This is a genomic window from Nostoc sp. C117, from assembly GCF_043099735.1.
Taxonomy (GTDB): Bacteria; Cyanobacteriota; Cyanobacteriia; order Cyanobacteriales; family Nostocaceae; genus Nostoc.
The window spans coordinates 7645308-7669984 of sequence record NZ_CP170991.1 but is presented as its reverse complement, the minus strand read 5'-3'; the positions used below and the strand labels follow the sequence as shown (position 1 = coordinate 7669984).

Genomic DNA, 24677 nt, shown 5'->3' with positions numbered 1-24677 from the left:
CTAACTAGTATTGTAAAACTTTTGATAAGTTCCTAGTAAGAACTGAAGTGCTTAAAAAACTAAGGACTAAAGTCCTTACTACAAACATGTATGATACACGCTAATAATCATCAATAATACTTACCAAGTTAATTGAATATATAAATTATGGCTAACAATAAAATTTTAGATAATTTTGCAGAAATCATTTCTCAGCTGAAAGAAGTTCCTGGAAATCAAATTGAATTAGAACAACTCAATAGTACAGAAGAAAAATTACAAAATATTCTCTTTCAGCTTGAATTTGAACTTGTCAATGCACGAGAGCAAAAAAAATGGGAGGAAGTAACCAAGCTCGAGTTAGCGATTAGCGAATGCCAACGTACTATCGATAAGGTAAGAGCCGCGATTCTAAAGGTTATTATCATCGGAATTAATCCAGAAAATCGGGCAGAGATGCAGAAAATATTACACGAAATCCAGACTGCACGTCAAACTCAGGTATATATAGATTTTGCTATCCGCTTACTAGTGTTTCTGCGTAGGCTATTCTTGTAAGTGAGGCGGTAGAAATAAACTAAATTCTGTTGTGAAACATGCTTAAAACCCTTATCAATGAATAATGACAAAGGACAAATTAAAGTTCTACCAGTTAGTTTTAATTGCGCCGACCTACTAAATCACCTTGATTAATTAATACAGGTTAAAATCCTAAATCTACGGCAATACGATGGGCACAAGCAAACCCAGAAAAAGCTACTGCATTCAACCCCTGACCGGGAAAGGTACTATCCCCTACACAATAAAGTCCTGGAATAGCAGTGCGATTAAAGGGCATCTTCAACAATCCCCGCAACTTGCGTCGGGGAATTGGCCCATATGTGCCATCTTCACGACCCAAAAAGCGGCGATGGGTGCGAGGTGTCCCCACCTCTAAATAATCTAATCCGGCATCTAAACCGGGAAAAATCTTCTCTAGACGGTCAATAATTCGCCAAGCCGCCTCTTCTTTCTTCGCTTCGTACTCACTTGCAGAAAGTTCTAACCAATCATCAATCCAGTGAGGCGTGAAGCAATGAATGATGTGATATCTATTTGGTGCTAAATCTGGGTCAAGCAATGTGGGAATAGAAACAAAAACTGTGCCTTCTGCTGCTGTCATCTTTTCCCAATCTTCCAGCAAAATATGGTGGCATTCTGTCCCCGCAGGTAAAACTGACTCTTTTACCCCCATGTGCAAACTCAAGAAGCTAGGTGATTTTTGGTAATTTTGTTGCCAATTTTTCTCATTAAGTGGCATTCTTCCTGCTGGTATTAATTGTTCAAATGTATCCCAGCGTGTAGCATTAGAAACTATGCGTTTACCCCGATATACTTTACCGTTAGCTAGCTGTACACCTACTGCTTTTCCCTGTTCTATGAGAATTTTCGTCACCCTAGCTTGGTACTGAATCTTACTTCCAGCCTTCTCTAGACCTTCCACAAGTCTTTGGGCAATTTGTCCTACCCCGCCTTTGGGATAATTAACTCCGCCGTAATGCCTATCAGAAAAGACCATTCCGGCATTAATCATTGGTGTCATGTCCGATGGAACCACCGACCAGCAATAACACTCGATATCGATAAATTTCAATAATTGCCGATCTTTGATGTAGCGCCGCGCCACGTCCCCAGCATTTTGGGGCAGATACTTAACTAAACCAAGACAAACCAAAGGATGCTGGAAAAAGACTCGCAATAGATACCGAGGTTCTTCCAGCGACAGCAAGTCCATACTATTGAGGCACTTGAATACTTTTTGGCATTTGTCATAAAAGCGACGAATCCCCTGTTCTTCATGGGGAAAATGAGCAATAAGATTTTGCAAAAATTTTTCATAAACCCGATCTACTTTCAGGTCTAAACCTGCGGGTAAATGATAGTGAATTTGCACTGGATCGGCGATCGCCTCTTGGCTGACACTCACGGCTGATAATGCACGGGTGAGTAAGTTAGTAGTGCCGTTTTGCCCCAGCCCAAAAATCATCGATGCCCCAACATCAAATCGATAGCCTTGGCGTTCAAAATAACCAGCGCTACCACCTGGGATCAAATAACGTTCCAGTACCAGGACTTTTGCTCCCTTGGCTGCTAACTGGGTGGCTGTTACTAAACCCCCAATCCCAGACCCAATTACAATTACGTCAATTGCCATATGTCCTTTTGTCCTTTGTCATTAGTCCTTTGTTACTTGTACTGAGGGACTCGTGCCGGGCAGACTTGTACTGAGTTTCGCTACGCTCAACTACCGCAAAGCCGAAGTAGCCGAGGTAAGTCGAAGTAATTGTCCCTTGTCTTTTGTATGGAGTCAATCAAATTTACTAATGACCAATGACTAATCAAAAAAAAGAGGGATAAGCCTGCTGCTGCTGGCTAATCCCGTCTGCCGATCCTTAAAGAGAGGAGAACACTGTATAAGAATATAACCTTGCTTGAAAATTGATGTCAAGTACTAATGCAAATATTTATCAATAAACTTGATGAGCTTAATTTTAGCTGTTATTCAAGAGGACGAGAAATTTTCACTCTTCCCCGTGTCTCCGTGTCCCTAATACGCTTGGTTTAAGGGTTATTGGTGTAGATAATTGGTTTTTGAAGACGCGATAAATTTGCCGTCTCTACCAGTATTTTGGGCTTATCTGAACTGTATTGCCGTTGTCCTGTTCGATGACAGCCTGATACCGGAAAGAGTATTATGGTGGGTGTTTCGGTTCTAATAAAATTAAAAAGGCGCTTACTTCCGGCTATGACGCTACAATTGCGCGTTTATGTACCACCCCATCCCCTGATACAACACTGGCTGGCAGTCGCCCGTGATGCAGGTACTCCTTCGGTATTATTCCGCAGTGCAATGACTGAGTTGGGAAGATGGCTGACTTATGAAGCTGCACGAGACTGGTTACCGACCCAAGAAACAACGGTGCAGAGTCCCTTGGCTACTTGTCCAGCAACTGTGATCGATCCACTGATACCAATGGCAGTAGTACCGATTCTGCGGGCGGGGCTAGGATTACTTGAGGGAGCGCAGACTTTACTACCCTTGGCATCGATTTATCATCTGGGATTAGCACGAGACGAAGAGACACTGCAACCTCATTGTTATCTGAACAAATTACCAGAAAAATTTGACCCGCAAACGCGAGTGTTAATTACCGATCCGATGTTGGCAACCGGAGGGTCAATTATGGTGGCAATGGAAGAATTAACACAACGGGGTGCAAATCCAAGCCTGATACGGATTGTTTGTGTGGTAGCGGCTCCACCAGCTTTGCAAAAACTAAGTGTTGCTTATCCAGGTTTAATAGTTTACACAGCAACGATTGACGAAAAACTGAACAACAAGGGGTATATTGTACCGGGATTGGGAGATGCAGGCGATCGCATCTTTGGCACTTAAGTTAGTATGCAGCTAGGATAGATTCATGGCATAACTACTGTAAGAGTTACAAGCTTTGTTGAAGGCGGTAAAAATATGAGTCAGCGAGATGGTTTTGCCAGTGGTTTTTTCGCAGGGGCATTTGTCGGTGGCCTATTTGGTGGTGTTGTCGGGGCGCTGATTGCTTCTCGACGCGATCCCGAATTGCTAGCAGAAGAGCAGACAGAACTGACGGATAGCCAAACCGAAGCTAAGAAAATAGCTGCAAAGCGACGTCAGATGAAAGCCTCAGAAAATGAGAGTGTTAGTATAGAAACAGCCAGGCGATCGCTAGAAGATAAAATTGCCCAGCTAAATGCCACAATTGATGAAGTGCGAAAGCAACTGGGAAATGTGAATGGTGGTTCATCGCAGTCACTTAGCGATCGCTCCCTCACCAAAGAACAATAAAGTTTTTTCAGGCGTGGTAAAAGCGTTAAGTGTGGTAAGTGCTAAATCCACAGACATGATGACATGGACTAAATTAAAATCAATCATAAGACCGCTTTTAACACTTCGTAGGAAACCAAATATCCATGAATCCTCTGGATTTACTGATTACAACACTAGCTACCTTCATCACCTTTTACAGCTATTTGCTAATTATTCGGGTTTTATTGACCTGGTTCCCGACAATTAACTGGTATAACCAGCCATTTGCCGCTTTAGGTCAGATCACCGACCCTTATTTGAATCTGTTTCGCTCAATTATTCCCGCATTGGGAGGAATTGATTTTTCTCCGATCTTAGCTTTCTTGGTGCTAAATTTAGCCGGTGAGCTTCTGAGAACCCTAACTCATTTGCCAATCGTACAGGGATTTTGATCCTTACCCTAAATAAAAACTGTAGAGACGTAAATTGTAAAAACGTCTCTACAGTTTTTATGGCGTATAAATTACCGATATTTTCTCTGTTATAGATATTACTTACGCACTTGAGCGCTAAATCCAGATGCTTTAAACTGCTTGAGTTTCAATGGAGTAGGTTGACTTGCAGGCACAGAAATTCTTAATTCAAAATCGCTAATGCCTGGTGGTACTTCGGTAATCAAACCAAGACGTGTGCGATTTTGCATTACGGAGTCATTGTTGGCATCATAGATGCGTCCAAAAATATCTGCATCATAGACTGTTTTATTAGTAGTATTTTCTGCTTTACCAATGACAATAAAGCAATTGGCAGCGGCGCTACCACTGCTGATAACAGCCCCTTTTGCCAGTTCTGGTGGACAATCTTTATAGGAAATATCAAATAGTTTAATCGGTGTTAGCGCTAGAGCCGAGGGAGTAAACACCCACGAGAAAAAAGCGATTAGGCAGGAAATAAAAACGACTGTGAGTGAGCGCAACCGCATAAAAGACCCCGTGATTTAATCTAATAATGATGTAACTTATAACCTCAGCTTACAACATACCCCGACTCTCTATTCTCTACTTCTCTCATTGATTCACAACTGCAAACACCTGCTCGACTCTCAATTCCCAATTGGGTACTATATCTGATGCAATGGTCGCCGTACCCTTCAATATCTTCATACTGTCCTTGCACCCACTTGCAAAGAGTGATCTGTTTTAAGTCCGAATCGACAATCCAGTATTCAGTAATGCCTCTAGCTGGGTATTCCGTGCGTTTATAACGGTAATCACCACTGCGGTTCTCAATTCCGGAACTGACGACTTCAACTACCAGAATTATGTCCATATTTGACTACAGGAGGATTAGAGACTTTAATTTAACATTTGTAATAATTAGGTAAACAAATCCTAAATTGCTATTAACTTTTATGACTCCAGATGAGATTGAAACAGCTATGCAAACAGCCTTTAATAGTTGTGATGCTGTAGGCTGTCCTCTCACTGACGCCCAGAAAGAGATATTACTGCAAGTAGTTGAGCAAATTCAGGGAAATTCTAACTCTGGGGCGTCAGATATTGCTAATCCCTTAGACGAACTTACCCCAGAAGAGTTAGAAGTATTTTTAGAGTTTGTTAAGACCCAGGAACAACGTAACCGCACTTGGAAAGTGCAATTACTCAATGATTGGCTGCTGGAAAATGACTCTGGAACAGTACAATTTATCCGCCAACGCTACGGTTTACAGTGGCTCAATCGTGTTGAATCATGTCATTTTGATAAGTATTCTTATTTTGAGGATGCATTAAAACTGAGAATAGGCGATCGCATTGAAGTTTCCAATGCATTGTGGGAATGGGTGCAAGAAGATGGACCTTGCAAGCGGGAATGGTTTCCCTGTATGGTGATTCAGGTAGAAGAAATTAGCAATCGTGATGATTCCTCTACTAATTGCGTCGTCCGCTTCTTCAACGGCGCTGAGTATGAAATTCAAGGAATCTACGAATGGAATCGCTATAACTGGCGCTGGCCTCAAAAAGAGTGAGGAGTGCTGTACATCGATAGCAGAGCAAACAGTGCTACTAAGTAAGGGACTTCCAGAAAATAAATTATCCCATTTTCATAGTCGCAGATTCTTTCTCCTCTGCTTCCTCTGTATACACAATGATGGAATATTTTTTTAGTTGGAAATCCCTATATCTAATTGAGTTTTACAGGGAACAGGGAATAGGAGGGGTGTTATATGGGTATTTAAACTGCCTCCAACAATTCCTCTGTTACCTTTAACAAAGATTTTTAGGTGTAACTCAACCGTATTGAGTTATACCTAGAAAAGAGATTTTTTTGCAGGGGAATCAAAAGAGTATTTTATACTTCTGACAGCAGATTTCAATGAAAGTGAAGTACACAAGCTAAGTTTCAAAGCCTATTTTACTTCTGTTAGGGCAACGGGGCGTAGCCCATTCTCAAATCTGCTGTAAAGATCCTCTCAAATTTGATAATTTTAATTTCTGCTTAAGAAAGTACAATGTCTAATTTTGATCTGGTTATTCAGTTATTTCTGCAACTCACAGTAATTTTAGCCACTTGTCGTATTGTGACGATTTTAGGACGCCGCTATCTTGGGCAAACGGATGTTGTTTGCGAAATGATTGCAGGTGTCATGTTAGGACCATCGCTTTTAGGTTTGATTGCACCAGATTTTCAGCATTGGTTATTTCCTAAGCTTCCTATTATCACTACTTTAGGAAACAAGATACCCAATCCATCGATGTCGATTTTATATGCCATCAGCCAAATCGGGTTGGTAATTTACATGTTTTTAATTGGTTTAGAGTTCAACACCAAACTCTTAAAACACCATATTAAAAGTGCAGGTTTGCTATCTGCGGCTGGCATTATTACCCCTTTTATTTTAGGAGCGATCGCTTCTTTTTTGTTATATCACAATGGAGATTTTTTTCAACCAAAAGTAGTTCCGTGGTCAGCAGCTTTATATCTTGGTGCATCGATGACAATTACCGCTTTTCCGATGTTAGCTCGGATTCTTTACGAACGCGGACTTGCACAAACTCGCTTTGGTACTTTGGCTTTAGGTGCGGCATCAGTAGATGATGGAGTTGCTTGGTGTTTACTGGCGATCGTGCTTGCTAGTGTGAAAAACTCCATAAACATCGCCATATTAGCAATTGGCGGCGGTATTTGCTACGTATTATTTGCAATTTTCATCGGACAACCTGCACTTAAAATCTTCACCCGTATGACAAAACGCGATGGAGGTGTCAATAGACAAACTCTAACTTTATTGTTGATAATTTTGATGTTTTGTGCTTGGTTTACCGACATCACAGGTATCTATGCAATCTTCGGTGCGTTTGTGTTGGGAGCAGTGACACCACGGGGAGAATTTGCCCAACAAATTCGCCAATACACCGAGTTTTTGACTACTTCTTTTCTGCTGCCGATATTTTTTGTATTTTCTGGATTGAACACTCAAATTGGACTAGTAAATACACCTGCATTATGGGGAATTACCTTCTTAATTTTAGCGATCGCAATTCTTGGTAAAGGCGTTGCGTGTATGTTTGCAGCAAAATTAGGGGGAGAAAATTGGCGGGAGTCAGCAACTATCGGCGCTCTGATGAATGCTCGCGGTTTGATGGAGTTAATCATCCTCAATATTGGCCTCGAACAAGGTATAATTACCCCAACTTTATTCACTATCATGGTTATTATGGCTGTGATTACCACACTTATGGCATCACCTCTGATTACCTTTTTATTGAAGGGTACAATCTATGAAAAATTTCCTGCTTAACTCAATCTCAATAGATAATTAAGAATTAATAGCTGGTAATAACTAATTGAACTATCCAGCTTAAACTCTGACGATGAAATACTAATTTAGTTACATTAGTACTAACAGCACTTTTCAATTAATTTAACTAGACTAGTCCCTAGTCACTATTTCCTCTCTCACCAAGACAAATGACATCACAAATAAGCATAAATTGACCTGATAATTTGTAATTCAAAATTAATCATACAAACCTAAAAATTTATTTATAAACATGGTAAGGTGGGAATTTTGAATCCTCCATTTATCTAGTGTCTGGGCAAGAGCAGGGGTTGAGACTTTCTAATATTTTAAAGAATCATCTTAGAGAAACCAGATAGTTACTTTTGAGGAAACCATGCACATAGTTATTCTCGTTCTGGTTGAAGTACTGATTGTTATTGGACTTTCACGGCTAGTAGGACTAGGATTCCGTTCTATTAAGCAACCGCTGGTAATTGGTGAAATTGTCGCTGGGATTATGCTGGGTCCATCCTTACTTGGTTTAGTTGCTCCCCATGTAGCAGTTACTTTGTTTCCACCAGAAACTATTCCTTTTTTAAATGTTTTGTCTCAGGTGGGACTAATATTTTTCATGTTTCTGATTGGGCTAGAACTAAATCCAAAATACCTGAGCGGTCAGTTAGAAGTGGCAGTTTTAACTTCTCATGTCAGTATTTTGATGCCGTTTTCCTTAGGAACATTACTAGCGGTGCTGCTTTATCCGTTGGTTTCCAACGCTAGTGTATCGTTTACCGCTTTCACCTTATTTTTGGGGGCGGCGATGTCAATTACTGCCTTTCCGGTATTGGCGCGAATCATTACTGAGAGCAATTTACAAGGAACACGCTTGGGAACCTTAGCACTAACTTGTGCGGCGGTGGATGATGTGACGGCTTGGTGTTTATTAGCAGTAGCCATCGCTGTAGCGAGAACTGGCGATTTTGCTGGTGCAATACCCACAATTATTTTCAGCCTACTCTACATCGGCTTTATGCTGACGGTGGGACGTTGGTTTCTCCAACGGCTGGCCACACATTACCAACGTGCGAGACGGCTCAGCCAATTGCTGCTAGCTGGGATTTATATGGCAGTGGTTGCGTCTGCACTAATTACTGAACTAATTGGCATTCACTTAATTTTTGGTGCATTTTTATTGGGAGCCGCCATGCCCAAGCATGAAGATTTAGTGCGGGAATTGGCAGTCAAAACTGAAGATTTTGTTCTGATATTTTTGCTACCAATATTTTTTGCCTACAGTGGTTTGCGGACGCAGATTGGTTTGCTCAACCGTCCAGAATTGTGGCTATTGTGTGGATTGGTTTTAGCAGTAGCGATCGCCGGAAAATATGTTGGCACTTATGTAGCGGCTCGCGTCAGTGGCATTAATAAGCGAGAAGCCTCAGCACTCGGTTGGTTAATGAATACTCGCGGCTTGACTGAGTTGATAGTCCTAAATATTGGTTTGGAGTTAGGGGTAATTTCCCCATTAATATTTACCATGCTGGTAATTATGGCTTTGGTAACTACATTTATGACCTCGCCCCTGTTGGAATGGACATATCCGAAAAAGCTGATCAGGTTAGATATAGTTGAACCAGAGTCGGAAGCAGAAACCGATATAAATACATCTGTTGAAGGTCAAACTTACCCTGATCCTTTCCGAATTTTAGTGCCAGTCGCTAATCCCGGAACCCAAAAAGGTTTAGTACAATTGGCAGTAGCGTTGGCACAGCCCGCCGTCGGCATTGCTCTCAACTACCGACAACAGGCTGTTGTTCATCCCCTGAGTTTGATTGAATTTCAAGAAGACTATGCTTTTGAGAGTACCCCAGTTGAAGCAGACCGATTAATTGCCCAGCGTCGTCAACAGCTAGAAGAATTAATTAATACTCTCGAACCTCCAGAAACACGCTCTTACGTGCATCCCATCGTTCGCATATCCAGCAATGTCGCACGGGAAACAGCACAGATTGCCGCATTAGACCAAGTTGATTTAATTCTCGTAGGATGGCATCGCCCAGCTTTTAGTAGCAATCGCTTGGGTGGAAGAGTTGGTCAAATTCTCAGCACTGCGCCAGTGGATGTAGCAGTGTTTGTAGACCGAGGAAGTAACCGATTAGAAAAGTTGTTAGTGCCTTATTCGGCAAATATCCACGATGATTTGGCATTAATACTTGCTTTGAGACTTTTAATCAATCATCAAACTTGTATGTTGCAGGTTTTACACGTTCTACCAGAAAATCGCCTCAAAGATGAATTGAGTCATGAACTGGATATGATGATCCAGCAATTACCAAGTAGTGTAAGCGATCGCATAGAAATTAAACTTGTCCAAGGCACAGATCCCATCCAAACCGTAGTCGAAGCCTCAAAAAGTGTAGATTTGACAATTGCTGGTACTAGCCGCGCTTGGGGTATTGAGCGTCAAACCTTAGGAAGATATACAGATCAACTAGTCATCCAATGCTGCTCTTCTCTGCTGATTACTCGTCGTTATAGTCAAGTTACTGCTCATCTGGCTTCCTTACTTCCTGAGATTAGCACTGAAGAACCAACAACTCAGGAGTTGAGATCGTGAATCATTTCAACTTCAAATCTTTAGCTTTTTACGGAGTAGCCATCAGTTCAGTGCTACTTCTGTTTAAAACTGTAACAGTATATGGAGAAAATAATCTTAAGGCTCCTCCTGTAGTTAGCGATCGCTATCGTCTAACCCTAGCTGGAAATTTACCAAACTGTGAAAAATCAGACACTTTGCTCTTAAACATTCAGCAGTCAGGTATTTACTTAAATGCCTCTGTTTTACCAGCAAACGCCAACGCTGATATTGACGAAAAGCACTCTCTTACAGGTCTCTTAACAAATCAACAGTTAAATTTATCTGGAAAAATTGACAGATCAATTCTTTGCAACATCCCTCATTCCCAAAATGATCCTCTTAACTCAATCACAATTCAAATACAACTTGTTGATAGAGGTAATACCACAGGTCAATTAACCGTAAATAGCATTCCACAGACTCTAAAACTTACCGCTGTGCCAGAAAAAGTTGAGGAAAAATCTCAGAAATCTAACAGTCATTAAAAGGTTATGGGGCATTGATCGTAGGTTATTCTTTGTCCCCCACTCTCTACTCTACTTACCTCATCATGGCTACTTAAACAAGTAAGTGTATATATTTAAAGTCAGAACTGAGGAATAAAAACTTAAAAGTATAATTTAATTCATAACTTATACTAGAAATTTCTCAGATTTCAACATAAAAGGCATAATTAAAAATGGCTCAGAGATTAAAGACCTGGGATTGTCACTGGAGTAAAAAGCTACTTAGCTTCAGTGTATTTGGTTTATATACAGCGATCGCCCTTCAAAGTTCCACCATCGCTGCTACACCACTGGCAAAGCTAGATAATTGGAGTTTTTCCCCCAAAACACAGAAACTCGAAATTACTCTCTCAACAGCTACAACTCCTCATTATTTCTACCTTGCCCAACCACCTCGCTTAGTTGTAGATTTACCGAATACCAAGTTAGGCCATGTTACTACCCAACAAAATTATTCTGGAGCAATCAAAAGCATTCGCGTTTCTCAACTGAATGAAAACGCCACAAGGATTGTCCTAGATTTAGCACCAGGAACTGTTTTCAATCCAAAGCAAGTACAACTGCAACCCATTTCCCGAAAAAACCCCACTCGCTGGGTTTTACGTCCTGTTATGTCTGGTAAAAGTACTGCTATCAAACCAGCAAATTCAACACCTTCAAAAAAATCACCTCAAAAACCGCCAACTAAGGCACCGATAGCTACTACTAACTCACAACCGGCAACTAACCCATCGGTAAATACTACTAACTCACAACTACCCTTACTCACATTTCCATCTCCATCAAGTCAACTGCCCTCAACACTTACTACTAAGTCAGGGCAGCCTTTTGTAACTGTACCTCCCTTGACTCCCAATGCACCATCTCAACCTCAACAACCAAGTTTTATTCTTCCCCCTCCTTCTTTCCCAAATCAACCCGATAAATTAAATAGTATTCCTACTTCTGGTATATCTGAGTCTCCAATCCCAACAGTCCCCAATGTTGCCAATCCGCCAGTCATTGAGTTTGGGCAACCCCTTCCTAAAAGTAAATAGGCAGGGTGGTTTCATACAAGCAGAGAAAAACTAAAACTGGGTTTCAAAGCCTCTCCCCCCCTGGGGGAGAGGTTTGGAGAGAGGGAAAAAACCATGCTACAAAACGATCAATCAAGACTTATGTATTTTTCTTTTTTCGTATGAAACCACCCTATTTCCTAAAAGTAAATAGGGAATGGGAATCAAGAGATAAGGAAGCAGAGTAGCAAGTCTGCGCCTCTGCTTCTTTCTAATGCCCCATACCCCATCTCCTATCTAAAACCTATCCGTTTCCTGAGGTGTTCCAACTGCTCCTGGTTGAGCTGTGAAGAAGTTTTGGGCTGCTTCATTCTGATATATACATCTAATATCAGGTTTGTCACTGTCTAAGTTACCCGTAAAGCCAAATGTGTTTAGGCGATTTTTGCAATCTCTTACCTGATCTGATGTCACCAACTTACGTTGTTCTAAAAGTGCCCAGTTATTTTGTCGGATTACGCATCCAGGACGCATACTCGGCTGAGCAACATAGACATTAAAAGGGTTGAGAGTAACGAACAGTCTAGCGTCCATCACCATAGCACTAGCTCCGTACTGCACACAAATTTCAGGATTCGGTGCTTTGGTATCAATGAATTCACGGGAAGCCACATTTGATGGAGCTAAAGTGGTTGTAGAACTAAAAGCAATGCCAATTCCAATCCCCAAAATCAATACCCCTCCCATAATTGCAATAGTGAAGAGGTTAAACATAGGGGATTGGAAAACTGAGGGCTTAGAAGTAGTAGTCGATCTACCAGTAGATTTACGTCTCATCGTTTCTTAATAACCTTCACGCCAATTGGGTAGGGAGTGGTCTAAAGTTTTCTTTCTATTTCAGTATGTCTAGTCTTGATTGTAATTGCCTTGGACTTTCTCTGTAAGATTCTTGCTCAATGACAAAAAGCATAAGTTATCTAGATATAGTTCAAACTTTATCGATTGTTGTTTCCATCTTCACAAATTTGCGAGTATTTTTATTTATTTGGCGATCAAAAAAATGTTAGTTATTAAGCTTATGGTTTTTCAATTTTAAATTACAGATTAATTATACTCAGTCATAAAATAATATTTTTAGTTGAATTATAACATATTTTTAGTATCCCAAGATAGCCTAAATTAAAAGTAAATTTAATTGGGATAAAAGTTTTAGTTTTAGAGATTTTTATTACCCCTAGTAATTGATGTATTAAACAATGTAAATTAACCTTGAATACAATTTTAATACGTAAGTAGAAGCACGTGAAATTTCAAAGAGCGTTATTATCGGGTAAGAAGTTCAAAACTTCACAATTTCAAATTCTCCTAGCTGATAGTCTAACTATTTTTTGGGGAGATTGGCTAGACTTACGTGTGAGACTTGTACAAGTTGCTGCATCAGGCTTAATATCCCCACTGATATATATTTTAGCTTTTGGCTTAGGTTTGGGTAGTTCCATTAAACCTGGCTCAGCAATTAGTGGTAGCTATAACAACTATTTGGAATTTATATTACCAGGGATGGTGGCGCTGTCGTCGATGACCATTAGCTTTGGTGGGACGACATTTTCGATTTGTGGAGACAGATTATTTAGCAAAACTTTTGAGGAATTGTTGTTAACTCCTATACATCCTTTCGCATTGCAGATCGGCAAAATGCTAGCGGGAGTAGTGCGGGGCTTGATGACATCTGGTTCCGTAATTTTAGTAGCGCTACTATTGACAGGAAACTGGAATTTTCTCAATCCGCTATTTTTACTGTTAGTAGTGCTGAATTCTGCTGTATTTGCTGGGTTAGGGGTGATTGTGGGATTGAGTGTGCGATCGCTCGAATCAGTCGGACTCTACAACAACTTTATAATTATCCCCATGTCTTTCTTAGGGGCGACCTTCTTTGACCCTGGTACATTACCAGTTGCCCTCAAAGCTGTAGTTTACCTGTTACCGTTAACCTACGCCAGTATTGGATTGCGTGCAGCGGCTCATTTACCCTTGTCCCAGTTTCCTTGGTATAGCATACCGATTTTGTTAGTAATTGCGATCGCTCTTTCTCTCTGGGGTAGTTATAAATTTGCTCACCAACAGGATTAGGAACTTTACGTCTATTTTCTTTGTGCTTTTTGTACTTGAAAACTTATGCTAATCCGCCCTGCTACTACAACTGATGTACCCGCAGTTTTACCAATGGTTGCCAAAATTTGTGCTTTGCATGAGTCTTGGGATTCTGCTAAATATGGTTTTCTAAGCCATCCAGAACAGCGTTATGAAAAATGGTTGACACGTCTAGTAAATCAAGAGCGTAGCCTATTTCTGGTATGTGAGAAGGAACAGCGACTTGTAGCGTTTATAGTAGCAACAGTTGAAGCAGAAATCCCAATTTACCGTTTACAAGAATTTGCTTTTATTCATGATATTTGGGTTGAGCCAGAACATCGCCAGAAAGGAATTGCCCGACAAATAGTAATGCAAAGTGTTGAACATTTTCATCAAATGGGCGTCAAGCAAATTCGGTTAGATACAGCAAATGTAAACGAAACTGCACGGCGATTATTTACATCCTGTGGTTTTCGCATTAGCACTATCGAAATGTTAATTGAATTGAGTCATTAGTCATTACTTACGAGCAAATGACTAATGACGAATGACAAAGGACTAGCTAGCTAAGAGAGTCTTTTCTAGAGAAGTCCAACGGAAAGCGCGATCGCCACCCCTTTCAATAACTACTTTCACCCGTGGTTCTAGCTGAGGCAAATTCGCTAAATACTCAATTTCCTCATCGGAAAGAATATTCCCTTCAATAATCCACAAGACTAGCCCTTTTGACTTTGGTGGTAGCTGTTCTAAGTGAGTACTGAGAATTGGTGGCGCATAGTATACATGACCTACCGCTGCACCGCTACCAGTACTTTTTTTGCCCAGATGAGGAGGTCTGATTCCATGAACTCTTGTGAGATAGGCAGCCAGATCGCCCAGTCCTTTAGCGGTGATGTGTAGAGTCGTATAGCCAGCTGCACGTAGTCGCCGCTGATAGCGACCTTCATAACCTCCTTCAAGAGGAACATACACTCCCAAAGCGCCAAATTTTTCCAGATCTCTGATTAAACCGTTGCCAGTGGTAATTAGTGCCATAGATTTTCGTCTTATCCCACTTAGATATCTCTATTATTTACCGCGATCCGATAGATAAAGCATTTTTTTTAGGCATTGTTTCCCCTTCACTTCCTCATCCGCCTAGCCCCCACTACCTCAAAGCAAAAAAACACTCTAAAAATTAGTAGACAAAGCTAAATAAATAATTTATATTATTAGATTGTGACCAATCGCGCAAATTAGATTGCTTTTCTAGTGTCATTCTGAGATAGCGTTAGCATCAAGAACTGATGACTCAATCCAAAAAGAATAATCTAACTCAGATTGTTCATAGGCTGGTAAACTAGGAAAGCTTTCAGGTGAAAATTGAAGCTTGTGGAGAAACAACCAAAGCCAATCCTCAGCTTCAGACGACATTGACTCCTGCGCCTCTGAAAAAGAAGGCAAAATCTTAAACAATAGTTTAAGGTGTTTAGGGAAGTGAAAACTGAGCCGCAATGTTGGTTTCATCGCATTACGTCAGTCTCAGTAAATGGATACTGGGTGGTAAAAACCGCTTAAGTCCAACTGCAAAAAGGCAGTCGCCAACCTCAGGAAAGCCGTCATCAGGGTAGATACGAATCTAAAAACCCAGCGGCAACACTGCCTCCAGAAAGTGCCAGAGCAATTGCTTGGACGAAAGCATTGCTGCACACAGCTTAAAGCTGTAGCGCCTTGCATTGATTCCAGAAGTTACTTCTTCCCCACGGGAAGATACTTGTGGCTGTTCTGGTGATCTAGTGAGTCAAACTAAACAGATTCACCAAGCAGTAAGGACACGATTTGTTGTGTCCTAAAGCATTTGGGGTGGTTTAGACCATTTCAAATTTACCAGGCTATAGCCGAAACTGACGCGTACAAAGCGTGTCCTCTAGAGTCCAATTCCAAGGTCAGCAAGTAGAAAGGAGAACCAGTTACTGTGTCTGTAGGTATTCTCGGCACCAAGCTGGGCATGACCCAAATATTTGACGAGGCAGGAGTAGCTATTCCTGTAACTGTCATCCAAGCGGGGCCATGCACTGTTACACAAGTTAAAACAAAACAAACCGATGGGTACTTTGCCATTCAAGTTGGTTATGGCGAAGTAAAACCAAAGGCACTAAACAGACCACTGTTGGGTCACTTGGCAAAATCATCTGCCCCAGCATTGCGTCATTTAAATGAGTATCACACCGATAGCTCTAACGATTATGCTTTAGGTCAGCAGATTAAAGCAGATATTTTTAGTGCAGGTCAAATTGTCGATGTAGTTGGTACAAGTATTGGTCGTGGTTTTGCGGGTAACCAAAAGCGCAACAACTTTGGCCGAGGACCCATGTCACACGGTTCTAAAAACCATAGAGCGCCAGGTTCTATTGGTGCTGGTACTACCCCAGGTCGTGTCTATCCAGGTAAGCGGATGGCAGGACGTTTAGGCGGTACTCGTGTCACAATCCGCAAATTGACTGTGATCCGAGTAGACGCAGAACGCAACTTATTGCTAATTAAAGGAGCCATTCCTGGCAAACCAGGGGCATTAGTAAGTGTTGTACCTGCAAAACTAGTGGGATAGTCAAAGTCATTAGTCAAAAGTCATTAGTCATTAGTCATTGGCTAAGGACAAATGGCAAAAGACAAGTGACAAATGACAAATGACAAAGGACAGATAACAAAGATGGTTGAAAGTGTAGTTAAAAATTGGCAAGGAGAACAAGTCGGTGAAACGACTTTCGAGTTGCGAGTTGCCAAAGAGACAACAGCATCGCATATTGTACACCGCGCCCTAGTACGACAATTGAACAATGCTCGTCAGGGAAATGCCAGTACAAAAACTCGTTCAGAAGTGAGAGGCGGCGGTCGCAAACCTTGGCGACAAAAAGGTACTGGTCGCGCTCGTGCCGGGTCTATTCGTTCACCACTATGGCGTGGTGGTGGTGTGATCTTTGGACCAAAGCCCAGAGATTTCAACCAGAAGCTGAACCGCAAAGAGCGGCGTTTAGCCCTGCGGACAGCACTGGTCGGTCGCGTTGACGATTTGATTGTGGTAGAAGAATTTAGCCAAGAGCTATCACGTCCGAAAACCAAAGATTTAGTAGCAGCATTGGCTCGTTGGGGAGCAGCACCAGAAAATAAGACCCTATTAATATTGTCTGAGTCTCCTGAAAACGTCTATTTGTCAGCCCGCAACATAGAGAATTTAAGGCTAATTGCCGCTGACCAGCTAAATGTTTACGATTTACTACACGCTGACAAGATTGTGTTGACAACATCAGCTTTAGAAAAAATTCAGGAGGTCTACAGTGCCTAGCTTTGACCCCCGCGATCTTGCCGATTTAGTCCGTCGCCCAATTGTCACCGAGAAAGCGACGATCCTAATGGAGCAAAACAAATACACCTTTGAAGTAACTCCAAAGGCATCTAAGCCAGAAATTAAAGCTGCGATCGAAGACTTATTTCAAGTCAAGGTTGTAAAAGTTAATACTGCCCTACCACCTCGTAAAAAGCGTCGTGTTGGGAAATTTGTTGGTTATAAGCCCCAATATAAGCGAGCCATTGTTACCGTCGCAGCTGGGGATGAAGACAAGATTAGACAAGTTCTATTCCCAGATGTCTAAAAAAGTTAAAAGTTAAGAGTTAGGAGTTATTACACTCAAAACTTAGCACTGAAAACTTAGCACTCAGCACTCAGCACTCAGCACTAAAAAATATGGGTACTCGTTCTTATCGCCCTTATACCCCCAGTACTCGCCAAGTTACGATTTCTGACTTTGCGGAAATCACTAAAAGCAAGCCAGAGAAATCTCTAACGGAATCGGTACATCGCCCTAAAGGTCGGAATAATCAAGGGCGGATTACCAGTCGGCGTCGGGGTGGCGGACACAAACAGCTTTATCGGATCATCGATTTTAAACGGGATAAACGTAATATTCCTGCCCAAGTCGCAGCGATTGAATACGATCCTAACCGTAATGCCCGGATTGCCCTCTTGCATTACGAAGACGGCGAAAAACGCTATATTCTCCAACCAAACGGGTTGAAAGTTGGCACAACCGTTATTGCCGGTCCGGAATCTCCCTTTGAAAATGGTAATGCGTTACCACTCTCAAATATTCCCTTGGGTACTAGTGTTCACAACGTAGAACTGACTCCTGGCAAAGGTGGTCAAATTGTGCGTGCAGCTGGTGCTAGCGCTCAAGTAGTAGCCAAAGAAGGTAATTACGTAACTCTGAAGTTGCCTTCAGGAGAAGTCCGGTTGATTCGGCGCGAATGCTACGCCACCATTGGGCAAGTAGGCAACACCGATGCGAGAAACCTGAGTGCAGGTAAAGCTGGACGGAATCGCTGGAAAGGTCGCCGTCCTAAGGTTAGAGGTAGCGTCATGAACCCGGTAGATCACCCACATGGTGGTGGTGAAGGTCGGGCGCCTATCGGTAGATCGGGTCCTGTAACACCTTGGGGTAAACCTACTTTGGGTGCCAAGACACGCAACAAGAAGAAACTTAGCAGTAAATTAATTGTGCGTCGTCGCCGTAAGTCTTCTAAACGCGGTCGCGGTGGTCGTGAGTCTTAATCGGTAATGAGTACCGAGTAACGAGTGCTGAGTGGAATTTTCCAACTCAACACTTAAAACTCAAGACTCAAAACTTGAAACTCGCAACTCAAAACTTAAAACTCAAAACTTAGCACTCAGTACTTAAAAATATGGGTCGTTCTCTAAAAAAAGGTCCCTTTGTCGCGGATCATCTCTTAAAGAAAATTGAAAAGCTCAACGACAACAACAGAAAAGAAGTTATTAAAACTTGGTCACGAGCTTCAACAATTTTGCCTCTAATGGTTGGTCATACTATAGCTGTTCATAACGGACGCCAACACGTTCCAGTTTTTGTAAATGAACAAATGGTAGGACACAAGTTGGGAGAATTTGCCCCAACTCGCACCTACAGAGGTCATGGAAAAAGTGACAAAAAAGCAGGTAGGTAGTCATTGGTCATTGGTCATTTGTCATTAGCTTTCGACAAAGGACAAATGACAGAGGACAAATGACAAATGACAAAAATGGAGAAGGTTATGGCTACTGATACTAATGAAGTGAAAGCGATCGCGCGTTTTATACGCATTTCTCCCTTTAAAGTACGTCGTGTACTCGATCAAATCCGGGGGCGATCGTATCGAGAAGCGCTAATTATCTTGGAATTCATGCCTTATCGCGCCACAGAACCCATATTGAAGGTTCTCAGAAGTGCTGCTGCGAATGCTGAACACAACGCTGGGTTAGATCGGACTCAACTAGTGATTACTCAGGCATACGCCGATCAAGGACCAGTATTGAAACGGTTCCAACCAAGAGCGCAAGGTCGAGCTTACCAAATTCGCAAGCCGACGTGTCATATTACTGTGGCTGTTGGAGCCGCCCCAGAAAAATAATTTTTAGACACGACGAAAAATTGCGTAAAGTAAGAAATTTTAGAGGAAGCATTCGTGGGACAGAAAATTCATCCAGTTGGTTTTCGCCTGGGTATCACACATGAACATCAATCCCGTTGGTTTGCTGTTCCTGAACGCTATCCAGAACTTCTCCAAGAAGACCACAAACTCCGTAAATACATAGAACTAAAGCTGGGTAGACTTGCTCAAAACAACGCCGGAATTTCCGAAGTGCGGATTGAGCGCAAAGCCGACCAAATCGACTTAGAAGTACGCACAGCTAGACCAGGGGTGGTAGTCGGTCGTGGTGGACAAGGTATCGAATCCTTACGTACCGGACTCCAAGGACTATTGGGTAGTAATCGCCAAATTCGCATTAACGTCGTTGAAGTCCAACGAGTTGATGCTGATGCCTACCTAATTGCCGAATACATTGCTCAACAATTAGAACGCCGGGTTTCCTTTCGGCGGGTAGTGCGACAAGCCATTCAGCGTGCCCAACGCGCTGGTGTCCAAGGGATTAAAATCCAAGTCAGTGGCCGACTCAACGGTGCAGAAATTGCCCGGACAGAATGGACTCGTGAAGGTAGAGTACCTCTACATACCTTACGGGCTGACATTGACTACTCTTATTGCACAGCCAAAACTGTTTACGGCATTTTGGGCATTAAAGTATGGGTATTTAAGGGAGAAATTATTCCTGGACAGGAACAAACTCCACCACCACCCGCAGCTCGGGAACGCGATCGCGAACGTGGCGATCGCGATCAAGAACCTCGTCGCCGTCAACAACAACGTCGTCGCCAACAATTTGAAGACCGCTCAAATGAAGGGTAAATGGAGACTGGGGGCTGGGAACTGGGGACTGGGTAAGAATTCTCAATCCCCAATCCCTAATCCCCAATCCCTAATCACCAGTACCTAGTACCCAGTAGCCAATCATGTTAAGCCCAAGAAGAACTAAATTCCGCAAACAACAGCGCGGACGGATGGAAGGACTAGCCACCCGTGGCAGTACCCTTAATTTCGGTGATTTTGCCCTCCAAGCTCAAGAACCTGCGTGGATTACCTCCCGGCAAATTGAAGCTTCTCGTCGAGCAATGACCCGTTATATTCGCCGGGGTGGACAAATCTGGATTCGGATTTTCCCTGATAAACCTGTAACCATGCGTCCCGCTGAAACCCGGATGGGTTCTGGTAAGGGTTCGCCAGAGTTTTGGGTGGCTGTAGTCAAGCCAGGGCGAATTATGTTTGAAATCGCCGGGGTTTCCGAAGAAATCGCCCGTGAAGCTATGCGTTTGGCTGCATTTAAGTTGCCAATCAAAACCAAATTTATTGTGCGCTCTCAACCACAGGAGCAGGAGTAGGTTATGCCTCTTCCCAAAATTTCAGAAGCTAGAGAATTAAGTGACGAGAAAATTTCTGACGAAATTCTCGCTGTTAAAAGGCAATTATTTCAGTTGCGCTTGCAAAAAGCCACAAGACAGCTAGAGAAACCTCACCAGTTTCGACACGCTAAGCACCGCCTATCCCAATTGCTGACGGTAGAGGGAGAACGCAAACGAGCAGCAAATCAACCGCCACAAGCAGAGAAATAGGAGATTATGGCAGTCAAAGAACGAGTTGGCTTGGTAGTGAGCGACAAAATGCAAAAAACGGTAGTAGTTGCCGTCGAAAACCGCGCTCCTCATCCCAAGTACGGCAAGATTGTAGTCAACACCCAGCGTTATAAAGTTCACGACGAAGAAAATACTTGCAAAGTTGGCGATCGCGTCCGCATTCAAGAAACTAGACCTCTGAGTAAAACCAAGCGCTGGAAAGTAACAGAAGTCCTCAACGTCAAACCTACTTAATGTTAGTTTTCTAACAACATCCTAAGGAAGACAAATCGTGATTCAATCCCAGACTTACTTAAATGTTGCAGATAATAGCGGCGCCCGAAAGCTAATGTGCATCCGCATCTTAGGTGGAGGCAACCGCCGTTATGGTTTTATCGGCGACAAGATTATTGCTGTTGTCAAAGATGCTACACCCAACATGGCTGTCAAAAAGTCGGATGTAGTCGAAGCAGTAATTGTCCGGACTCGGAAAGCTGTAAATCGTGACAGTGGTATGAGTATTCGCTTTGACGATAACGCCGCTGTAATCATTAACAAAGACGGTAATCCCAGAGGTACACGGGTTTTTGGTCCGGTTGCTCGGGAACTGCGCGATAAAAACTTTACTAAAATTGTTTCTCTGGCTCCGGAGGTGCTGTAGTAATGGCAACCAAACAGGGTACGCCCAAAGTATTCCACAAAATGCACGTCAAAACTGGCGACACCGTACAAGTGATTGCTGGCAAAGACAAAGGAAAAGTTGGCGAAATTACTCAGGCACTTCCCCAACTGAGTAAAGTAATCGTTAAAGGTGTAAATCTGAAAACCAAGCACGTTAAACCCCAGCAAGAAGGGGAATCAGGGCGCATTGTCACCCAAGAATTCCCAATTCATAGCTCCAACGTCATGCTTTATTCCACCAAGCAAAACGTTGCTAGTCGTGTTTGTTATACCTTTACCTCAGAAGGTAAGAAAGTCAGAAAACTCAAGAAGACTGGCGAAATTCTAGATAAATAGTTAGAAGTTAGGAATTAAGAGTTAGGAATTAAATTTAACTCATAACTCATAACTCATAACTCATAACTCATAACTTTGTTCCCTGACCAAGCCCAGGGACATCAGCACAAAAAACTATGGCGACAACAAGACTCAAAACCTTATATCAAGAGACAATCGTCCCCAAGCTGACCAATCAGTTTCAGTATACCAACGTTCATCAAGTCCCGAAGTTGGTAAAAATTACTATTAACCGAGGTTTGGGTGAAGCTGCTCAAAATGCCAAGGCATTAGAGGCGTCGATCAACGAAATTGCCTTAGTCACTGGTCAAAAACCAGTGGTGACACGGGCGAAAAAGGCGATCGCTGGCTTTAAGATTCGCCAAGGGATGCCTGTAGGGATCATGGTGACTCTCAGAGCCGAACGGATGTATGCCTTTTATGACCGACTGGTTAGCCTATCACTGCCCAGAATTCGAGATTTTCGTGGCGTTAGCCCTAAAAGCTTTGACGGACGGGGTAACTATACTCTGGGTGTGAGAGAACAGCTAATTTTTCCAGAAGTCGAATACGACAGCATCGATCAAGTGCGTGGGATGGATATTTCCATCATCACCACAGCAAAAAACGACGAAGAGGGTCGCGCCTTACTTAAAGAATTAGGAATGCCCTTTCGCGATCAATAAGTTCATCTATAGAGGGAACGATGGCGGCTAACGACACAATTGCAGATATGCTGACGCGCATCCGCAATGCCAACCTGGCGCGGCATCAAACTACACAAGTGCCAGCGACAAAAATGACTCGAAGCATTGCCAAAGTGCTACGGGAGGAAGGCTTTATTGCTGAAATCGAAGAAGCAGAAGAAGGGGTAAAACACAACCTAGTGATTTCCCTGAAATACAAAGGTAAAAATCGCCAACCTCTGATCACCGCCTTAAAGCGGGTCAGTAAACCTGGTTTGCGTGTTTACTCCAACAGAAAAGAATTACCAAGAGTACTAGGCGGCATCGGCATTGCCATTATTTCTACATCCAGTGGAATTATGACTGACCGCGAAGCGCGGCGTCAGAACTTGGGTGGCGAAGTGCTTTGTTACGTTTGGTAGTCATTGGTCATTAGTCATTTGTCATTAGTCATTAGTGAAAGGCAAAAGACAAAGGACAAAGGACAAATAACAAAGGACAAAAAGTCATGTCTCGTATTGGTAAACGTCCAATTACTATTCCCGCGAAAGTACAAGTGGCGATCGATGGCACTAAGCTTGTGGTGAAAGGCCCGAAAGGAGAACTTTCTCGCACTTTAGCCGCGAATGTTTCAGTCTCCCAAGAAGGAGAAATATTACATGTAACCCGTCGGGATGAAACCCGGACATCAAGGCAACTGCACGGCTTGAGCCGGACTTTAGTCGCCAACATGGTTGAGGGAGTTTCCCAAGGTTTTCAACGGCGTTTGGAAATTCAAGGGGTTGGTTACCGGGCACAACTTCAAGGTCGTAACCTAGTTTTAAATATGGGTTACAGCCACCAAGTGCAAATTGAACCACCAGAAGGAATTCAGTTTGCAGTGGAAGGTACCACTAACGTCATTGTCAGTGGCTATGACAAAGAAATTGTCGGCAACACAGCAGCGAAAATTCGTGCCGTTCGTCCACCTGAACCTTACAAAGGTAAAGGTATTCGCTATGCGGGTGAAGTGGTAAGACGGAAAGCTGGTAAGACTGGTAAGAGTGGTAAGAAGTAAAAATGAAACTTACTCGTAGAGAATCAAAACAACGTCGTCATCGACGCGTTCGTGGCAAAGTTATTGGCTCGCCAGAACGTCCGCGTTTAGCGATATTTCGTTCTAATGAGCATATTTATGCCCAGGTAATTGATGATACCAAGCATGAAACCATCGTGGCAGCATCGACTGTAGAACCAGAGTTGAAATCTAGTTTAGCTTCATGCGCCAACCGCGATGCATCAGTGCAAGTTGGCAAGTTGATCGCAGTGCGATCGCTAGAAAAAGGCATTACAAAAGTAGTGTTTGATCGCGGCGGCAACTTATATCATGGTCGTGTCAAAGCCCTAGCTGATGCAGCCCGCGAAGCTGGTTTAGATTTCTAAAGTCATTAGTCATTAGTCATTGGTCATTAGTTATTGGACAAATGACAAAAGACAAATGACAACTGACAAATGACAACTGACAAATGACATTAACAGAGCATTGATTATGGCAACAGAGCGTAAAAGTAGAACAAAGCGTGCCAAAAAAGAAGAAACTACTTGGCAAGAGCGGGTAATTCAGATCCGACGCGTCAGCAAGGTCGTTAAAGGAGGTAAAAAACTCAGCTTCCGAGCGATCGTTGTTGTAGGTAACGAACGCGGTCAAGTTGGTGTCGGCGTAGGGAAAGCCTCAGATGTAATTGGTGCGGTTAAAAAGGGTGTAGCCGATGGCAAAAAACACCTGATTGATATCCCAATCACCAAATCTAACTCCATCCCTCATCCCATTGACGGTGTCGGTGGTGGGGCAAAGGTAATTATGCGCCCAGCCGCGCCTGGTACTGGGGTAATTGCCGGTGGTGCTGTACGGACTGTATTGGAATTGGCTGGAGTTCGCAACGTCCTAGCTAAGCAACTTGGCTCCAACAATCCGCTCAATAATGCTAGAGCCGCAGTTAACGCCTTATCTACACTGCGTACCCTTTCTGAAGTCGCCGAAGATCGTGGTATTCCTATTCAAAATCTCTACATCTAACTAGTCATTTGTCCCAAGTCAACAGTCCTTTGTTCTGAACAAAT

General features: G+C 42.7%; 34 protein-coding genes. 28 read left to right on the top strand and 6 right to left on the bottom strand.

Annotated elements, in window-relative coordinates; all coding sequences use genetic code 11:
• Positions 1-147: 147 nt before the first annotated feature.
• On the top strand, positions 148-537 hold the full coding sequence (locus ACFG4S_RS32815; RefSeq protein ID WP_392533019.1) for a hypothetical protein: 390 nt from the start codon (positions 148-150) through the stop codon (positions 535-537).
• A gap of 145 nt (positions 538-682) precedes the next feature.
• On the opposite strand, the gene crtH is transcribed toward ACFG4S_RS32815, so the two are convergent.
• On the bottom strand, positions 683-2173 hold the full coding sequence (gene crtH / locus ACFG4S_RS32810; protein ID WP_392533018.1) for a carotenoid isomerase: 1491 nt from the start codon (positions 2171-2173) through the stop codon (positions 683-685).
• Between the two features lie 591 nt (positions 2174-2764).
• Here crtH and upp point away from each other — a divergent pair.
• From upp to ACFG4S_RS32795, 3 genes are all read left to right on the top strand, one after another.
• Positions 2765-3415, top strand: coding sequence for a uracil phosphoribosyltransferase (gene upp / locus ACFG4S_RS32805; RefSeq protein ID WP_392533017.1), 651 nt, complete (start codon positions 2765-2767; stop codon positions 3413-3415).
• Between the two features lie 75 nt (positions 3416-3490).
• Positions 3491-3844, top strand: coding sequence for a hypothetical protein (locus tag ACFG4S_RS32800; protein ID WP_392533016.1), 354 nt, complete (start codon positions 3491-3493; stop codon positions 3842-3844).
• 134 nt (positions 3845-3978) lie between these two features.
• Positions 3979-4257 (top strand): YggT family protein, encoded by a 279-nt coding sequence (locus ACFG4S_RS32795; protein WP_392536138.1) that lies wholly within the window; start codon positions 3979-3981, stop codon positions 4255-4257.
• 98 nt (positions 4258-4355) lie between these two features.
• Here the strand turns inward: ACFG4S_RS32795 and ACFG4S_RS32790 are convergent, their stop codons facing one another.
• Positions 4356-4787, bottom strand: coding sequence for a biotin carboxylase (locus ACFG4S_RS32790; protein ID WP_392533015.1), 432 nt, complete (start codon positions 4785-4787; stop codon positions 4356-4358).
• A 44-nt stretch (positions 4788-4831) separates the two neighbouring features.
• Positions 4832-5134: a Uma2 family endonuclease gene (locus ACFG4S_RS32785; protein ID WP_392533014.1), complete on the bottom strand. Its 303-nt coding sequence runs from the start codon at positions 5132-5134 to the stop codon at positions 4832-4834.
• Between the two features lie 82 nt (positions 5135-5216).
• On the opposite strand from ACFG4S_RS32785, the gene ACFG4S_RS32780 reads away from it, so the two are divergent.
• The 5 genes from ACFG4S_RS32780 to ACFG4S_RS32760 all read left to right on the top strand — a co-directional run bounded on the left by ACFG4S_RS32780 (position 5217) and on the right by ACFG4S_RS32760 (position 11767).
• Positions 5217-5831, top strand: coding sequence for a hypothetical protein (locus ACFG4S_RS32780; protein ID WP_392533013.1), 615 nt, complete (start codon positions 5217-5219; stop codon positions 5829-5831).
• A 483-nt stretch (positions 5832-6314) separates the two neighbouring features.
• Positions 6315-7604: a cation:proton antiporter gene (locus ACFG4S_RS32775; protein ID WP_392533012.1), complete on the top strand. Its 1290-nt coding sequence runs from the start codon at positions 6315-6317 to the stop codon at positions 7602-7604.
• 376 nt (positions 7605-7980) lie between these two features.
• Positions 7981-10203, top strand: a complete 2223-nt coding sequence (locus tag ACFG4S_RS32770; protein WP_392533011.1) for a cation:proton antiporter — start codon at positions 7981-7983, stop codon at positions 10201-10203.
• Positions 10200-10709 (top strand): hypothetical protein, encoded by a 510-nt coding sequence (locus tag ACFG4S_RS32765; protein WP_392533010.1) that lies wholly within the window; start codon positions 10200-10202, stop codon positions 10707-10709. Before ACFG4S_RS32770 ends, ACFG4S_RS32765 begins: the two co-directional genes overlap by 4 nt.
• Before the next feature lie 194 nt (positions 10710-10903).
• A complete protein-coding gene (locus tag ACFG4S_RS32760; RefSeq protein ID WP_392533009.1) occupies positions 10904-11767 on the top strand; it encodes an AMIN domain-containing protein in 864 nt (287 codons plus the stop codon).
• 255 nt (positions 11768-12022) lie between these two features.
• On the opposite strand, the gene ACFG4S_RS32755 is transcribed toward ACFG4S_RS32760, so the two are convergent.
• Positions 12023-12562 carry a DUF3172 domain-containing protein gene (locus tag ACFG4S_RS32755; RefSeq protein ID WP_392533008.1) on the bottom strand — a complete coding sequence of 180 codons (540 nt, stop codon included), beginning with the start codon at positions 12560-12562 and terminating at the stop codon, positions 12023-12025.
• Positions 12563-13027: 465 nt separating this feature from the next.
• Here ACFG4S_RS32755 and ACFG4S_RS32750 point away from each other — a divergent pair, with 465 nt between their 5' ends.
• Both ACFG4S_RS32750 and ACFG4S_RS32745 read left to right on the top strand, forming a co-directional pair.
• Entirely contained in the window at positions 13028-13855 is an 828-nt protein-coding gene (locus tag ACFG4S_RS32750) for an ABC transporter permease (protein WP_392533007.1), read from the top strand.
• Between the two features lie 45 nt (positions 13856-13900).
• The gene (locus ACFG4S_RS32745) at positions 13901-14374 is read left to right on the top strand and encodes a GNAT family N-acetyltransferase (protein ID WP_392533006.1); all 474 of its coding nucleotides are present in this window, start codon (positions 13901-13903) and stop codon (positions 14372-14374) included.
• 42 nt (positions 14375-14416) lie between these two features.
• Here ACFG4S_RS32745 and ACFG4S_RS32740 read toward each other — a convergent pair whose 3' ends face one another.
• Positions 14417-14893: an NAD(P)H-quinone oxidoreductase subunit N gene (locus ACFG4S_RS32740; protein WP_392533005.1), complete on the bottom strand. Its 477-nt coding sequence runs from the start codon at positions 14891-14893 to the stop codon at positions 14417-14419.
• 219 nt (positions 14894-15112) lie between these two features.
• Entirely contained in the window at positions 15113-15271 is a 159-nt protein-coding gene (locus ACFG4S_RS32735; RefSeq protein ID WP_392533004.1) for a hypothetical protein, read from the bottom strand.
• Between the two features lie 541 nt (positions 15272-15812).
• On the opposite strand from ACFG4S_RS32735, the gene rplC reads away from it, so the two are divergent.
• From rplC to rpsE, 17 genes are all read left to right on the top strand, one after another.
• Entirely contained in the window at positions 15813-16445 is a 633-nt protein-coding gene (gene rplC / locus ACFG4S_RS32730; protein WP_392533003.1) for a 50S ribosomal protein L3, read from the top strand.
• Between the two features lie 102 nt (positions 16446-16547).
• On the top strand, positions 16548-17180 hold the full coding sequence (gene rplD, locus ACFG4S_RS32725; RefSeq protein WP_392536137.1) for a 50S ribosomal protein L4: 633 nt from the start codon (positions 16548-16550) through the stop codon (positions 17178-17180).
• The gene (locus ACFG4S_RS32720) at positions 17173-17487 is read left to right on the top strand and encodes a 50S ribosomal protein L23 (protein WP_392533002.1); all 315 of its coding nucleotides are present in this window, start codon (positions 17173-17175) and stop codon (positions 17485-17487) included. The genes rplD and ACFG4S_RS32720 overlap by 8 nt, the downstream gene beginning before the upstream one ends.
• Before the next feature lie 92 nt (positions 17488-17579).
• Positions 17580-18443, top strand: coding sequence for a 50S ribosomal protein L2 (gene rplB, locus ACFG4S_RS32715; protein ID WP_392533001.1), 864 nt, complete (start codon positions 17580-17582; stop codon positions 18441-18443).
• A gap of 131 nt (positions 18444-18574) precedes the next feature.
• On the top strand, positions 18575-18853 hold the full coding sequence (rpsS, locus tag ACFG4S_RS32710; RefSeq protein WP_012410721.1) for a 30S ribosomal protein S19: 279 nt from the start codon (positions 18575-18577) through the stop codon (positions 18851-18853).
• A gap of 87 nt (positions 18854-18940) precedes the next feature.
• On the top strand, positions 18941-19297 hold the full coding sequence (rplV, locus tag ACFG4S_RS32705; protein ID WP_392533000.1) for a 50S ribosomal protein L22: 357 nt from the start codon (positions 18941-18943) through the stop codon (positions 19295-19297).
• A 54-nt stretch (positions 19298-19351) separates the two neighbouring features.
• Positions 19352-20134 (top strand): 30S ribosomal protein S3, encoded by a 783-nt coding sequence (rpsC, locus tag ACFG4S_RS32700; protein ID WP_392532999.1) that lies wholly within the window; start codon positions 19352-19354, stop codon positions 20132-20134.
• A gap of 104 nt (positions 20135-20238) precedes the next feature.
• Entirely contained in the window at positions 20239-20664 is a 426-nt protein-coding gene (gene rplP, locus ACFG4S_RS32695; RefSeq protein ID WP_392532998.1) for a 50S ribosomal protein L16, read from the top strand.
• A 3-nt stretch (positions 20665-20667) separates the two neighbouring features.
• Positions 20668-20895 (top strand): 50S ribosomal protein L29, encoded by a 228-nt coding sequence (gene rpmC, locus ACFG4S_RS32690; RefSeq protein WP_392532997.1) that lies wholly within the window; start codon positions 20668-20670, stop codon positions 20893-20895.
• Positions 20896-20901: 6 nt separating this feature from the next.
• Complete coding sequence (rpsQ, locus tag ACFG4S_RS32685; RefSeq protein ID WP_392532996.1) at positions 20902-21150, top strand: 30S ribosomal protein S17; 249 nt, start codon at positions 20902-20904, stop codon at positions 21148-21150.
• Between the two features lie 37 nt (positions 21151-21187).
• Positions 21188-21556 (top strand): 50S ribosomal protein L14, encoded by a 369-nt coding sequence (gene rplN / locus ACFG4S_RS32680; RefSeq protein WP_392532995.1) that lies wholly within the window; start codon positions 21188-21190, stop codon positions 21554-21556.
• A 2-nt stretch (positions 21557-21558) separates the two neighbouring features.
• On the top strand, positions 21559-21912 hold the full coding sequence (gene rplX, locus ACFG4S_RS32675) for a 50S ribosomal protein L24 (RefSeq protein WP_392532994.1): 354 nt from the start codon (positions 21559-21561) through the stop codon (positions 21910-21912).
• Between the two features lie 116 nt (positions 21913-22028).
• On the top strand, positions 22029-22577 hold the full coding sequence (gene rplE, locus ACFG4S_RS32670; RefSeq protein ID WP_392532993.1) for a 50S ribosomal protein L5: 549 nt from the start codon (positions 22029-22031) through the stop codon (positions 22575-22577).
• Between the two features lie 20 nt (positions 22578-22597).
• Positions 22598-22999: a 30S ribosomal protein S8 gene (gene rpsH / locus ACFG4S_RS32665; protein WP_012410712.1), complete on the top strand. Its 402-nt coding sequence runs from the start codon at positions 22598-22600 to the stop codon at positions 22997-22999.
• An 86-nt stretch (positions 23000-23085) separates the two neighbouring features.
• Complete coding sequence (gene rplF, locus ACFG4S_RS32660; RefSeq protein ID WP_392532992.1) at positions 23086-23634, top strand: 50S ribosomal protein L6; 549 nt, start codon at positions 23086-23088, stop codon at positions 23632-23634.
• Between the two features lie 2 nt (positions 23635-23636).
• On the top strand, positions 23637-23999 hold the full coding sequence (gene rplR, locus ACFG4S_RS32655) for a 50S ribosomal protein L18 (RefSeq protein WP_392532991.1): 363 nt from the start codon (positions 23637-23639) through the stop codon (positions 23997-23999).
• 106 nt (positions 24000-24105) lie between these two features.
• Positions 24106-24633 carry a 30S ribosomal protein S5 gene (rpsE, locus tag ACFG4S_RS32650; protein ID WP_012410709.1) on the top strand — a complete coding sequence of 176 codons (528 nt, stop codon included), beginning with the start codon at positions 24106-24108 and terminating at the stop codon, positions 24631-24633.
• The last annotated feature ends 44 nt before the right edge of the window (positions 24634-24677 follow it).